Below are 11,880 nucleotides of genomic sequence, written 5' to 3'. Positions count from 1 at the left end.
AGCCTGGAAAAATAAGCGCGCTAGCCGGCGGCGGCGCGGGTCAGCGCCGTGATGGCACTGGTGTTCATCGCGACATCGCCGCGTTTGCTATGCCGCGAATTTCCTCGCGCCCAGGACGCTGAGCACGACGGCGGCGGTCACCGCGATCATCGCCGGACTCACCCGCTCGTGCAGCAGAATCGCAGCAAGGACGAGGCCGAAAAACGGCTGAAGCAACTGCAACTGGCCAACCGCGGCGATGCCGCCCAACGCCAGCCCGCGATACCAGAACACGAAGCCGATCAGCATGCTGAACAGCGACACATAGGCGAGGCCGCCCCACGCCGACCCGCGAATGCTCGCGAGGGACGGCGGCATGGTCGCCAAGGTCAGCGGCAGCATGACCGGAAGCGACAGCACAAGCGCCCACGAGATCACCTGCCAGCCACCGAGCCGGCGCGCAAGCTTCGCCCCTTCGGCATAGCCGAGACCGCACACGACGATCGCCACCAGCATCAGAACATCTCCGACAGACGCGGCGGAGAGGCCTTGCGACAGCGCAAATCCCGCGACCAGCGCGCTGCCGAGGCAGGAGAACAGCCAGAAAGCCGGGCGAGGACGCTCGCCGCCGCGCAGCACGCCGAAGATCGCGGTTGCCAGCGGCAGCAGCCCGACGAAGACGATGGCATGGGCCGCGGTGACCAGCCGGAGCGCCAGCGCGGTCAACAGCGGGAAGCCGACGACCACGCCCAGCGCGACGACGGCGAGGGAGATCAGATCGCCGCGCCTCGGACGCTGCTCGCGAAAGGCGAGCAGGAGGACGCAGGCCAGCAGGCCGGCGATGGTCGCGCGCGCGACGGTCAGAAACACCGGATCGAAATCCACCACCGCCGCCCGCGTCGCCGGCAGCGACCCGCTGAACACCAGCATCCCCAGGAATCCGTTGATCCATCCGGCCGTCGTCTTGTCCACCGCCTGCTCCGTCGTTTTGCCGGTTATCGAACCCGGCGCATGGCTTTGCCAGAGACGATCCGGTATGGTTTCGCGAAACTGTTATGACACGTGAAGCAGTACGGATGGACGATCATCAGCTTATCGAAAGAGCGGGGGGAACCCTGGTCGGGCGAGTCATGACGGCGATTCGCCAGCGGATCGCCGCGCGCAGCCTGACGCCGGGGGCGAAGCTGCCGTCCATCCGGGCCCTCGCCAAGACGATGCTTGTCTCCACGTCCACCGTCGTCGAAGCCTATGAGCGGCTGGCCGCCGAAGGCGCGATCCGCTCGCGCCCCGGTTCCGGCTTTTATGTCTCGAGTCCGCTCGCGCCGCTATCGCTGGCGGAAATCGGCCCCAGGCTCGACCGGGAGGTCGATCCGCTCTGGGTGTCCCGCCAGGCGCTGGAGGCGGGCGAGGATATCATGAAGCCCGGCTGCGGCTGGCTGCCCGCCTCGTGGATGCCGGAAGCGGCGTTGCGCCGGGCGTTCAGAACCCTGGCGCGGGCGAGGGACGCGACTCTGACCGATTACGGTTCGCCGCTCGGGCTTGCTCCGCTGCGCCAGCTTCTGGCGCGGCGCCTGGGCGAGCGCGGTATCGAGGTGCCGCCGGACCAGATCATGCTGACCGAATCGGGCACGCAGGCGATCGATCTGCTGTGCCGGTTCCTGCTCGAACCCGGCGACGCCGTGCTGGTCGACGATCCCTGCTATTTCAATTTTCATGCCCTTCTGCGGGCTCAGAGGGCGAAGGTCGCCGGCGTTCCCTACACGCCGTCGGGGCCGGACATCGACATGTTCGCGCAGGCGCTCGCCGAACATCGGCCGCGCCTCTACATCACCAATTCGGCGATCCACAATCCGACCGGCGCGACCCTGTCGCCCGTCGTGGCACACCGGCTGCTCAAGCTCGCGGATCAGTCTGGGCTGATCATCGTCGAGGACGACATTTTCGCCGATTTCGAGCACACGCCGGCGCCGAGGCTGGCCGCCTTCGACGGTCTCGACCGGGTCATTCATATCGGCAGCTTCTCCAAGACTCTGTCGGCCTCGGTGCGCTGCGGCTTCATCGCCGCGTCGCGCGGCTGGATCGAGGGGCTGACCGATCTCAAGCTCGCGACCGCTTTCGGCGGCGGCCGGCTCTCGGCGGAACTGGTGCTGATGCTGCTCAGGGACGGCAGCTACCGCAAGCATATGGAGGCGCTGCGCCTGCGCCTTTCCCGTGCCATGATCGAGACATCCGCCCGGCTGAAAGCGCTCGGGATCGTGCCATGGATCGAGCCCCAGGCCGGCATGTTTCTCTGGTGCAGGCTGCCCGGCGGGATCGACGCCGCCGACATCGCGCGGCGGGCCTTGGCCGACGGCGCGGTGCTCGCCCCCGGCAATGCGTTCAGCCTCTCGCAGACCGCCAGGGGCTTCCTGCGCTTCAACGTGGCTCAATCGACCGACGAGCGCCTGTTTGCCGTTCTCGAACGGGCGCTGCGGCAATCGCAGGCGCCGCGCGACTTGGCACGGCAATCGGAACGTTGAGGCGGCGGATGGCGAGGATGCCGACGGCCTTGCTCCAGGCAGTGCATGGCCATGGCGTGCGCCAATCTGGTCGAATTCTCCAACCTTCGGCCAGCGGGGCGGTAAGCTTGTCCCTGGTGGTCTGGTCGTAGACGTAGCCGGTGATGCCCAGTTCGAATTTCGGCGAGAAATTCCAGCCGGCGGCAAAGTCGATGCCGAGTTCGTTGCCCGAATGATACGGGGAATTGGTCGGGTTCGTGGCGGCGATGTCGCCATGCGCGAGATGGTGCAGGATCTGCGTGTTCATGATCGGACGGCGGGCGAGGGCGAGGTGATCGGGTTTCGGCAGACCGAGCCGCGTGAGGTCGCCGTTCACCGTGCCGATCATGGCGATCGGCACGGTGGCGGGCGCGCTTCTGGGCGCCCGGCGTGAGAAGCCCAAGTTCCCGTTGCTGCTGATCGGCGCCGCGGCACTTACCTTCACCAACACGACGAACAGCCTGATGCAGCTCTCGACCGAGCCGGCCACGCGCGGGCAGGTGATGGCGCTGCGCGTCGGCATCGCACTCGGGGGCGCGCCGATCGTCGGCTGGGTGGCCAATCATTGCGGGCCACGCTGGGTCCTCGGCGTCGGCGCGGCTTCAGGCCTCGCCGCAGCGATCGTGGCCGTTTATGCCTTGGCTCGCCCGAGACCACGACCTTCGGTCTGATCTCCTGTGCCTCGGATTGTCCTTGCGAACGTCAGCTATCGGATACGCGCAGTTGTTCGAGATCGGCGATCAACCCAGGTCCAGTTGGTTCCCATCCGAGCGTCTTCCGCGTCTGCGCGCTGGACGCGAGCATATCGTATGCCGCAAACATGCCGAGCCAGCCAAAAAAGGCCTGGGCCTCTTCCGGGGCGATGGATTTGACCGGCAGGTTCAGGCGCCCACCAATGGCTTCGGCAATATCGCGCATCGGCACACCCTCTTCGGCGACCGCATGATATCTGGCACCCGCTTCATTCTTCTCCAGCGCCAGCCGGTAAAGCCGGGCGACATCCGAAATATGCGCCGCCGGCCAGCGATTGAGTCCGTCGCCGACATAGGCGCACACGCCCTTTTCGCGGTACACCTCGATCGCAGGGGTGATGAGACCCTGTTTGATCGGGTCGTGGACCTGGGGAAGGCGCATGACCGAAGCGCGGACGCCCTTCAGCGAGAGAGCCGTCTGTTCCGAAACACGGGGGAATGGGAAATCCGGCGGTATCACGTCATCTTCGGTCGCAATCTGACCGGGCCCGGCCAATCCCGCGAGCCCCCCTGTAACGATGAGGGGGCTGGCGGAACCAGCCAGAACAGAACCCAAGGCTTTAATGGCGCGGCGGTCGATCTCGCAATTCTCTGCAAATTTCGACCAGTCGTGGATGAAGGCCAGGTGAATGACGGCATCCGAAGCGCTTGCCCCCTGACGCAAGCTATCAAGGTCTTCAAGCGAACCGCGAAGAACATCCGCGCCAATGGCGGCCAGGGATTTTTCCCCTTCCTCCGAACGGGCCATGCCGAGAACCTTATGTCCGGCGGCGATCAGTTCCTTGACGGTGGGAATGCCTATGAATCCGGTTGCACCGGTGACGAAAACACGCATGAGCAGGTCTCCAGGTTTTGCTGCAGACAAATCTCGGCCCAAGGTTTATTCTGGTAAAGTAGTGACTTTATCATGGTATGATGATTAACAGGATGAGCGCGCATCTGGCTACCGAGAACCTGTTCGGGATCTATTTGCGGGACCGCCGCACCAAGCTCGACCCGGCCGCTCTCGGCTTTCCCCCGGAGCGCCGCCGCACGCCCGGCCTGCGCCGCGAGGAAGTGGCGCAACGCGCCAATATCAGCCCGACCTGGTACACGTGGCTCGAACAGGGGCGCGGCGGCGCGCCCTCGGCCGACGTGCTCGACCGGATCGCCCGCGCGCTGATGCTGACGGAGGTCGAGCGCGAGCACCTCTTCCTGCTCGGCCTCGGACGCCCGCCCGAGGTCCGCTACCAGGAGAACGACGGCGTCACGCCCCGGCTACAGCGCGTCCTCGACGCGTTGGACCCGAGCCCTGCGCTCATTCGGACGGCGATCTGGAACGTGGTCGCCTGGAACCGGGCGGCCACCGTCATGCTGGGCGACTATGGCTCCTTGCCGCCGCATCAGCGAAATGTGCTGCGCATCATCTTCCTCGACCCGCGCGCCCGCGCCGTGCAGTACGACTGGGAGAGCGTGGCGCGCCACGTGGTGGGCGCGTTCCGTGTAGACGCCGCGCGTGCAGGAGCCGCGGCGGAGGTGGGACCTCTCGTTGATGAACTCTGCCGGCTCAGTCCCGAGTTCAGGACGATGTGGGCGGAGAACGATGTGCGTGGCGGCCAGTACGAAGCCGTCAAGCACATACGCCACCCGATGCTGGGACCACTCGCCTTTGAATATTCGGCCTTCTCGGTCGACGGACGGACGGATCTCAGCATGGTGGTCTACAACCCGGCGACGCCGGCGGATACGGAGAAGATCAGATCGCAGATCGGCTCGACGCCAAGACGCGAGGAGATATGATCATCGCTCCGTGCTGCTGCGGCGTGTCGAGGCTGCAAGCGTCGCCGGTTCTGTCTGCTCGCGCGCATATCGTGCCGGCGGCAGTCCGACATAGCGGGTGAATGCGACGCTGAACGCGCTTGCGGAGCCGTAGCCGACGCGTTCCGCAATTTCGGCGACGCCGCTTTCGTTCTGCCGGAGCATGTTCTTAGCCAAGGCCATGCGCCAGGCGAGCAGATACTCCATCGGCGTGACGCCTACCGCGCAGCTGAACCGCTCGAAGAATGCTGAACGAGAGAGCTCGGCCTCCTTCGCCAATTGTGCGGCCGTCTTTTGGTTGACCCCGTAGCGTTTGGCTAGAACCCTCAGGCTCTCTTGACTATGCTGTATCGCTCGACGGACCGCCTCTGTCGTGGTGGCGCGCCCATGTAAAACCTGGACCATAGGGCCTCCTTCCATCCACGGGAAAATATCGCACCATAAAAGTCCGGGATCAAACACCTACGCGGGCGAACGGGCGGCCAACGCCATCCACATCACGCTCGAAATCATCCGCCGAAGCCTTCCTGTACGCCGCTTCAGCCATCATCTTGCTGCGCCGCCTCTTAGGCGTAGGTATTAGGTATAAAGTGTGGGTAGAACCGCAATAGCCAGGATTTTTGTTTTATATCAATTATTTATGCGGCTAAGTTGGCGGGCCATGCCCGATAGCGATGATCACTACGTTTTCGCTGTGGCGCTATTAAACTGGTGCTGGGCACCAAATTGGTTGATGCGACACCAATATAGTGCCATAAACGACTCTGCCGATGTCAGCCGATGAAGGTCGCTATGCCACAACCCGTATTGCCTACCGCCAGTCAGCTCGCGCTTCTCGTGTCGCTCCTCATCCAGCGATACAGCGCGGAACGAGGCAAGGACGTCTCGCGCTTCCGATTGGCCAGAAACTCGCTTCGGCGGCTGGCCGTACGCGAGCGACTTCGGGATGCACTGATCGATGATTGGACCGAGGCGATGGCTCGCGATTACGGTTGGCTGGTTTTCCTCGACGCCGAGGAGTTCCTACTCCTGAAAAAAGACAGCGCCGCGACATGGACCAAGATAGCCACCAAGCGGTGTGACGATCTGATCAAGCGACTGCGAGCTGGCGATTCCAGCGCAATCGACGACGCGGAAGCGGAGTTCGAACCTTTGCCAGAACCCGACGACGGCGACGAGTAACTTCCTCACGGAGAGATCCAACATGGCGTTTTCGGTTCGCGTATATTTTGATGATTTCGGGAATCTTCATAAAGCTCGTCTTATCGGTCAAGTCCGGAGGCTGGCTGACGAGTTCGGTCGCCCTGGAATCATTGGCAAGCGCGGTCAAACCAACCTTCGCATTCACCAGCAAGGCTATCTTCGGATCGTCTGGCCGACCCATCGGCAAGCGCGTCAATATCAAGATGCGGTCGCTGAGTTTTGGGGAGATCGCGTTTCGACACGTCAGTTCCAAGTCTGAATCTGCGAGGGCCAGATAAAAGGCCGCACATTGCGGATCGGTCGGTTGATTGTTTTTACTTCTGTTTTTCGCCGAACCGACAATGTGCGGCCCTGAAGCGCAACGTGCGCCGTGCCGTCAACATATTGCCCAATAACAACTTTTTGCACATTTCTCAGTCGGCGATAGCTGAGCTGCCGGATCGAATCCGCTTTCCATGCCGAGCGTTGCGTGATAGATTACATGTAACCATATTGGAGAACCAAGTCATGGCGCAGGTTAGAGGCGCTAAGCCCACCAAGATGAAGGTGCAGGAGCATCGCGACCGGCTGCGCGCCCAGGGCCTGCGGCCGATCCAGATTTGGGTGCCGGATGTGCGCGCGTCTTCCTTCCGATCTGAGGCGCACCGGCAATCGCTAGCCGTGGCGGCGAGCGCCCATGCAGCCGAGGACCAGGCGTTCATCGACGCCGTCTCCGATTGGGACGATGAATGAGGCGGGGGGACATCTGGACCGTCTCCGGCGGCAAGGATTATGCGGGCAAGCCGCGTCCCGTCGTCATCGTGCAGGATGACAGCTTCGACGCGACGGACTCGATCACGATCTGCGCCTTCACCACCGACCCGACGGAAGCGCCCCTGTTCCGGCTTCCGGTCGAGCCGAATGAGCGCAATGGGCTGCGTTCCGCCTCCCGGCTGATGGTGGACAAGATCACCACCGTCCCGAAGTCCAAGGTCGGCGAGCGGATTGGCCGGCTGGACGACGAGGACGTGGTCCGGCTCAACCAGGCTGTCATGGTGTTCCTCGGTCTGGCGGTGTCGCCGAGAACGGGCCAGAAAGGAGAATGATGAGAAGCGCCGCGACCGAGGTGAAGCCCGGCGCAGCGCGGCGAAATCATGGGCTGTTCTGCTTGAACTGCGCCCGCGCGATACTGCTGCTATGCCACGGCCCGCGCGTAAACCTGTTCCAACCGTATCCGAGCAGCTTGGAGCGTTGCTCGGCTATCCTTGGCCCTTTCCCGGCCGACCGCCGAAGCACGACCTTTCGACCTGGACCGTCACCGATGACTGGCCGGAGCATGTGCCCGTCACGGAGGCCGAGGTGGAGGTGTTCGAGCGATGGTTTGCCGACCTGTTCGACGGGCTATTCGGGCCATGCCGATGAGTTAAGAAGGAGACATGCGTCATGACCGTGCCGCTACGCGCTGCCCTCTATCTGCGCGTCTCGACGGCGCGGCAGGCCGAGCACGATGTCTCGATTCCCGATCAGAAGCGTCAAGGCGAGGCGTATTGCGCATCGCGCGGCTACCAGCTCATCGAGACCTATGTCGAGCCCGGCGCATCAGCAACCAATGACCGACGCCCCGAGTTCCAGCGCATGATCGAAGCGGGTACGAGCAAGCCCGCCCCGTTCGATATCGTCATCGTCCACAGCTTCTCGCGCTTCTTCCGCGACCACTTCGAGCTGGAGTTCTACGTCCGCAGGCTGGCGAAGAACGGGGTGCGGCTCATCTCGATCACCCAGGAGATCGGCGACGATCCGATGCACGTCATGATGCGGCAGATCATGGCGCTGTTCGACGAGTATCAGTCCAAGGAAAACGCGAAGCATGTGCTGCGGGCCTTGAAGGAGAACGCCCGGCAAGGCTTCTGGAACGGCTCACTGCCGCCGATCGGCTACCGCGTCGTCGCGGCCAAGCAGCGCGGCGCGAAGATCAAGAAGAAGCTCGAAATCGACCCGCTACACGCGGACACGATTCGGCTGATCTACCGCCTCGCCTTGGAGGGCGACGGGACATCCGGCCCGATGGGCGTCAAGAACATCGCGGCTTATCTCAATCAACGCCGCATCTTCACGCGCGATGGCGGACGCTGGGGCATCGGGCAGGTTCACCGCATCCTGACGCGGACCACCTATGTCGGCCGCCACGAGTTCAACAAGCGCGGCAAGAGCAAGGCGCTGAAGCCCGCCAGTGAGATCGTCACTGTCGCCGTGCCGCCGCTGATCGATCAGGCGACGTTCGATGCCGTGCAGGCGCATCTGCGCGCCCGCAATCCGAAGGTCACGCCGGCGCGCGTCGTGAGCGGCCCAACCTCCTTACCGGCATCTGCTTCTGCGCCGCCTGTGGCGGCGCCATGACGCTCAGGACCGGGAAGGGAGGGCGATATCGCTATTACACTTGCTCGATCAAAGCGCGGCAGGGCGAGACCGGCTGCAAGGGCCGCTCGATTCCAATGGAGAAGCTGGACAGCCTTGTTGCCAAGCACCTTGCCGATCGCTTGCTCCAGCCGGAACGGCTCGAGGAGCTTCTGGCGTCCATCCTCGACCGCCTGCAGGAACGCACCGAGCGCCGCCGCGAGCATATCGCCGAATTGAACAAGCGCGCCGCCGAGACCGACCTGCGGCTCAAGCGGCTCTATGGACGCGATCGAGGCCGGCGTCGCCGATCTCGACGACCCGGCGCTGAAGGAGCGCGTCGTAAGCCTCAAGACGATCCGCGACCAGGCGCGAGCCGACGCTGCGCGTGCCGCCGCGATGCTGGAGACGTCAAGCCAACAATCCATCTCGCCGCAGATGGTCCAGAGGTTCGCCAGGACGGCACGCGAGCGGATCAGGATCGACGGCGGCGGCTACCGCCGCGACCATCTCCGCGCGCTCGCCCAGCGCGTCGAGGTGGCAGATCGAGAGGTCCGCATCATCGGCTCAAAGACCAATCTGCTTCAGACACTGGCCACCGCAGCCGGCGTAAAGCCGGCTATGCCCGGCGTTCGCAGTTCTGTTCTGAAATGGCGGAGGGGATGGGATTCGAACCCACGAGACGGTTTAACCCGTCTAACGGTTTAGCAAACCGCCGCCTTCGGCCACTCGGCCACCCCTCCGCCGGGGTCCACGGCGTATGCAGGCGCGGTTCATAAAGAGAGCGCGGGGGTTCGTAAAGAGTGATGCGATTTCTCGCACTGCGCCCTGTCCCGATACTGAAGAATTCATTATTCTTCCCTTCATGTCCCGAACATTGATGCCGCCAACTTCGATGGGTCTCCGATAATGAGCCTGGGGCGCGGCGCGGCGCGCGGGGCGGCGTGGAATCTCGCCTCCGTGCTGGGCGAGCGCAGCCTCGGCTTCACGGTTCTGGTGATCCTGCTGCGGCACGTATCGGTGCGCGATGTCGGCGTGGTCGCGATCGCTTCGGCGATTTCGGAAATCGGCCGGATGATCACCACCGGCGGCTCGGGCGAGCAGGTGATCGCCTCGCCAGGCGACCGCACGGTCGAGGCGGGGGCGTTCTGGGCACAGTTCCTGCTCGCTCTGGCGGCGGCCGGCCTCTTGTTCGCGGCGGCGCCGTTGCTCGCGCACGCCTATGGCGCACAGGCGCTCGGCTGGGTGACCCGCGCCCTGGCGGTCAATATCGTCACCGGCGCATTCCTGATCGTGCCGTCGGCCCGGCTCGCCCAACGGTTCGGCTTCCGCGCGCTCAGCCTGATGTCGTTCGGCAGCACGGCGCTCGGCGGTGCGGCGGCCCTGGCGCTGGTGTTCACCGGTCACGGGCTAGGCGCGCTGGTCGCCCAGCGCATGGTGGGAATCGCCTTCTTCGCCGCCGCCGCCTCGATCGCCGCGCGCTGGCGTCCGCCCGTCCTGCCGCCGCTATCGGTGATCCGCGCCGCGCTGCGCTTCAACATCCCGATGATGGGGGCGGCGTTCGTCGATTACATCGCGGCGACCGGCTATGTCGTGCTGATCGGCGCGCGGATGCCGGTGGTCGCGGTGGGGCAGTTCCGCATCGCCCAGCGGCTTGCCGAGGTGCTGCAGGAACTGGCGATCTTTCCGGCGAGCAAGGTGTTTCTGCCGGTCTTCGTCGCGGTGCGCGAGAACCCGGAGCGCCGCTTCGCCGTGGCGAAGACGCTGATGGACGCGCTGGCGATCGTCTCGCTCGGCGCGGCGGCGATGGCCGGGGCGGCGGCGAAGCCGATCGTGGTGCTGATGTTCGGTGCCCGCTGGGCCGAGGCGGCTCCGGTATTCGCCGCGATGAGCCTGATCGTGCCGGCGGCGGCGCTCTACGCCTTCGTCAACCCGATGCTGACCGCGCTGAAGCGGCCGGGACTCGTCTCCAGCTTCGCGGCGCTGAACGCGCTGACCATCGCGCTCGCCGCCTGGGTTTCGGCGCCGTTCGGGCTGGTGCCGCTGGCCTGGACGCTGGCCGCGCGCGGCGCTCTCGCGGCGCTGGTGCTATTGCCGGCGCTGTCGATCGGCATCGGCCGCTCGGCCTGGCCGCTGCTGCGCCTGTTCGCCGCCCCGCTCATCGCTTTGGTCGCTGCCCGAATTGCAGCCGCTGTTCTGCTCCGGCACATAGCACCCGCCACGCCGCTCATTGCGCAACTGGTTCTCGGCGCGGGCATCGCCGGGCTCACGTTTCTCGCCGTGCTGATGCTGTTCGCCCCGTCGCGCGTGATCGGGCTGGTCCGTCGCCTGATCGGGGCGTTTCGCCGCGTGCCCGCCGTGCCGGAAACGGTGTGACCTTCAGAAATCCACCAATTCGACTCCGAAAATCCTGGCGAATTCCGCCCGCAGCGCGGCATCGACCGCGTCCATCGCGGCATCGACGCCGAGTGCGGCCAGCGAAGTGACACCGTGCTGGCTGATGCCGCAGGGCACGATGCCGGCGTAATGCCCGAGATCGGGGGCGACGTTGAGCGCCACGCCGTGGAAGCTGACCCAGCGCGACACCCGCACCCCGATCGCCGCGATTTTCTGCTCGGCGCCGGTCGCGGGATCGACGACCCAGAGTCCGACCCGCCCCGCGCGCGTCTCCGCGCGCACCCCGAACCGCGCGAGCGCGCCGATCATCCAGGCTTCCAGCCCGGCGACGAATTGGCGGATATCGCGCGCCGGCACCGCGCCGTGCGGCTTCGCGAGATCGAGCATGACATAGGCGACTCGCTGGCCCGGCCCGTGATAGGTCCATTGCCCACCGCGCCCGGTGCGATGGCTGGGAATTCCGCCAAGCCCGATCAGGTCGGAGTCGCGCGCCGAGGTGCCGGCGGTATAGAGCGGCGCGTGCTCGACCAGCCACACAAGTTCCGCCGCTTCGCCCGCGCGAATCGCCACGGCGCGGGCCTGCATTTCGGCCAAAGCCGCCGCGTAATCGACGCGGCCGGACGCCCTCGCCCACTCGACCGGAGCGGTTATTGATGCCTGCCGATCCATCGGCTATAGCGCTCCCGCTGCGATGCGGTCGTGGCGGAATGGTAGACGCGCAAGCTTGAGGTGCTTGTGGGGGAAACCCTGTGGAAGTTCGAGTCTTCTCGACCGCATTCTGATCCCGAAACCTTGGCGAGACCGGCCCGGCGGACATTTATAGTGCCCCGAGCGGCTTGTTC

Annotated in this window: 15 protein-coding genes, 2 tRNA genes and 2 pseudogenes; 12 read left to right on the top strand and 7 right to left on the bottom strand. The window is 65.0% G+C overall.

The genetic code is table 11. The features are described 5' to 3' along the window. Positions 1–87: 87 nt before the first annotated feature. Complete coding sequence (locus L2A60_RS00400; RefSeq protein ID WP_235702384.1) at positions 88–951, bottom strand: DMT family transporter; 864 nt, start codon at positions 949–951, stop codon at positions 88–90. 158 nt (positions 952–1,109) lie between these two features. Between L2A60_RS00400 and L2A60_RS00395 the strand changes: the two genes are divergently transcribed. Further along, positions 1,110–2,498, top strand: a complete 1,389-nt coding sequence (locus L2A60_RS00395) for an aminotransferase-like domain-containing protein (protein ID WP_235702383.1) — start codon at positions 1,110–1,112, stop codon at positions 2,496–2,498. Here L2A60_RS00395 and L2A60_RS00390 read toward each other — a convergent pair. Further along, positions 2,395–2,865, bottom strand: a complete 471-nt coding sequence (locus tag L2A60_RS00390; protein WP_235702382.1) for a transporter — start codon at positions 2,863–2,865, stop codon at positions 2,395–2,397. The genes L2A60_RS00395 and L2A60_RS00390 overlap by 104 nt on opposite strands. Here L2A60_RS00390 and L2A60_RS00385 point away from each other — a divergent pair. Beyond that, positions 2,837–3,187: a hypothetical protein gene (locus tag L2A60_RS00385; RefSeq protein WP_235702381.1), complete on the top strand. Its 351-nt coding sequence runs from the start codon at positions 2,837–2,839 to the stop codon at positions 3,185–3,187. The two genes, L2A60_RS00390 and L2A60_RS00385, sit on opposite strands and share 29 nt — an antisense overlap. A 31-nt stretch (positions 3,188–3,218) precedes the next feature. Here L2A60_RS00385 and L2A60_RS00380 read toward each other — a convergent pair whose 3' ends face one another. Further along, complete coding sequence (locus tag L2A60_RS00380) at positions 3,219–4,103, bottom strand: SDR family oxidoreductase (RefSeq protein ID WP_235702380.1); 885 nt, start codon at positions 4,101–4,103, stop codon at positions 3,219–3,221. Positions 4,104–4,195: 92 nt separating this feature from the next. Between L2A60_RS00380 and L2A60_RS00375 the strand changes: the two genes are divergently transcribed. Further along, positions 4,196–5,047, top strand: coding sequence for a helix-turn-helix transcriptional regulator (locus L2A60_RS00375; protein WP_235702379.1), 852 nt, complete (start codon positions 4,196–4,198; stop codon positions 5,045–5,047). Here L2A60_RS00375 and L2A60_RS00370 read toward each other — a convergent pair whose 3' ends face one another. Both L2A60_RS00370 and L2A60_RS00365 read right to left on the bottom strand, forming a co-directional pair. Next, positions 5,048–5,344, bottom strand: a complete 297-nt coding sequence (locus L2A60_RS00370) for a helix-turn-helix transcriptional regulator (RefSeq protein ID WP_235702583.1) — start codon at positions 5,342–5,344, stop codon at positions 5,048–5,050. Continuing rightward, positions 5,336–5,470 (bottom strand): annotated as a pseudogene (locus L2A60_RS00365) (IS481 family transposase); the annotation flags it as partial. The gene L2A60_RS00370 and the pseudogene L2A60_RS00365, both read right to left, overlap by 9 nt. A gap of 375 nt (positions 5,471–5,845) precedes the next feature. Here L2A60_RS00365 and L2A60_RS00360 point away from each other — a divergent pair. The 7 genes and pseudogenes from L2A60_RS00360 to L2A60_RS00330 all read left to right on the top strand — a co-directional run. Further along, on the top strand, positions 5,846–6,247 hold the full coding sequence (locus L2A60_RS00360) for a hypothetical protein (RefSeq protein WP_235702378.1): 402 nt from the start codon (positions 5,846–5,848) through the stop codon (positions 6,245–6,247). A gap of 22 nt (positions 6,248–6,269) precedes the next feature. Then, complete coding sequence (locus L2A60_RS00355; protein WP_235702377.1) at positions 6,270–6,527, top strand: hypothetical protein; 258 nt, start codon at positions 6,270–6,272, stop codon at positions 6,525–6,527. Positions 6,528–6,808: 281 nt separating this feature from the next. Beyond that, the gene (locus tag L2A60_RS00350; RefSeq protein ID WP_235702376.1) at positions 6,809–7,000 is read left to right on the top strand and encodes an antitoxin MazE family protein; all 192 of its coding nucleotides are present in this window, start codon (positions 6,809–6,811) and stop codon (positions 6,998–7,000) included. After that, positions 6,997–7,353 (top strand): type II toxin-antitoxin system PemK/MazF family toxin, encoded by a 357-nt coding sequence (locus L2A60_RS00345; RefSeq protein WP_235702375.1) that lies wholly within the window; start codon positions 6,997–6,999, stop codon positions 7,351–7,353. Before L2A60_RS00350 ends, L2A60_RS00345 begins: the two co-directional genes overlap by 4 nt. Positions 7,354–7,498: 145 nt before the next feature. Beyond that, positions 7,499–7,669: a hypothetical protein gene (locus L2A60_RS00340; RefSeq protein WP_235702374.1), complete on the top strand. Its 171-nt coding sequence runs from the start codon at positions 7,499–7,501 to the stop codon at positions 7,667–7,669. A gap of 21 nt (positions 7,670–7,690) precedes the next feature. Then, a complete protein-coding gene (locus tag L2A60_RS00335; RefSeq protein ID WP_235702373.1) occupies positions 7,691–8,644 on the top strand; it encodes a recombinase family protein in 954 nt (317 codons plus the stop codon). Then, a pseudogene (locus L2A60_RS00330) lies at positions 8,641–8,715 on the top strand (hypothetical protein); the annotation flags it as partial. The gene L2A60_RS00335 and the pseudogene L2A60_RS00330, both read left to right, overlap by 4 nt. A 577-nt stretch (positions 8,716–9,292) precedes the next feature. On the opposite strand, the gene L2A60_RS00325 reads toward L2A60_RS00330, so the two are convergent. Beyond that, positions 9,293–9,384: transfer RNA gene (locus tag L2A60_RS00325), tRNA-Ser, on the bottom strand. A 166-nt stretch (positions 9,385–9,550) separates the two neighbouring features. Between L2A60_RS00325 and L2A60_RS00320 the strand changes: the two genes are divergently transcribed. Next, on the top strand, positions 9,551–11,017 hold the full coding sequence (locus tag L2A60_RS00320) for an oligosaccharide flippase family protein (RefSeq protein ID WP_235702372.1): 1,467 nt from the start codon (positions 9,551–9,553) through the stop codon (positions 11,015–11,017). Positions 11,018–11,020: 3 nt separating this feature from the next. Here the strand turns inward: L2A60_RS00320 and lipB are convergent, their stop codons facing one another. Beyond that, positions 11,021–11,707: a lipoyl(octanoyl) transferase LipB gene (gene lipB, locus L2A60_RS00315; RefSeq protein WP_235702371.1), complete on the bottom strand. Its 687-nt coding sequence runs from the start codon at positions 11,705–11,707 to the stop codon at positions 11,021–11,023. 24 nt (positions 11,708–11,731) lie between these two features. Between lipB and L2A60_RS00310 the strand changes: the two genes are divergently transcribed. After that, positions 11,732–11,814: transfer RNA gene (locus L2A60_RS00310), tRNA-Leu, on the top strand. Positions 11,815–11,880: the final 66 nt, after the last annotated feature.

It is taken from the genome of Acidiphilium iwatense, from assembly GCF_021556475.1.
GTDB classification, from domain to species: Bacteria; Pseudomonadota; Alphaproteobacteria; order Acetobacterales; family Acetobacteraceae; genus Acidiphilium; species Acidiphilium iwatense.
This window is presented reverse-complemented; position numbering and strand designations above follow the sequence as displayed.

Excerpts from the sequence above, each read along its gene's own strand:
- L2A60_RS00335 (WP_235702373.1), top strand. The coding sequence starts at position 7,691 with ATGACCGTGCCGCTACGCGCTGCCCTCTATCTGCGCGTCTCGACGGCG.
- L2A60_RS00380 (WP_235702380.1), bottom strand. The coding sequence starts at position 4,103 with ATGCGTGTTTTCGTCACCGGTGCAACCGGATTCATAGGCATTCCCACC.
- L2A60_RS00320 (WP_235702372.1), top strand. The coding sequence starts at position 9,551 with ATGAGCCTGGGGCGCGGCGCGGCGCGCGGGGCGGCGTGGAATCTCGCC.
- L2A60_RS00395 (WP_235702383.1), top strand. The coding sequence starts at position 1,110 with ATGACGGCGATTCGCCAGCGGATCGCCGCGCGCAGCCTGACGCCGGGG.
- L2A60_RS00360 (WP_235702378.1), top strand. The coding sequence starts at position 5,846 with ATGAAGGTCGCTATGCCACAACCCGTATTGCCTACCGCCAGTCAGCTC.
- L2A60_RS00350 (WP_235702376.1), top strand. The coding sequence starts at position 6,809 with ATGAAGGTGCAGGAGCATCGCGACCGGCTGCGCGCCCAGGGCCTGCGG.
- lipB (WP_235702371.1), bottom strand. The coding sequence starts at position 11,707 with ATGGATCGGCAGGCATCAATAACCGCTCCGGTCGAGTGGGCGAGGGCG.
- L2A60_RS00355 (WP_235702377.1), top strand. The coding sequence starts at position 6,270 with ATGGCGTTTTCGGTTCGCGTATATTTTGATGATTTCGGGAATCTTCAT.
- L2A60_RS00375 (WP_235702379.1), top strand. The coding sequence starts at position 4,196 with ATGAGCGCGCATCTGGCTACCGAGAACCTGTTCGGGATCTATTTGCGG.
- L2A60_RS00345 (WP_235702375.1), top strand. The coding sequence starts at position 6,997 with ATGAGGCGGGGGGACATCTGGACCGTCTCCGGCGGCAAGGATTATGCG.
- L2A60_RS00390 (WP_235702382.1), bottom strand. The coding sequence starts at position 2,865 with ATGATCGGCACGGTGAACGGCGACCTCACGCGGCTCGGTCTGCCGAAA.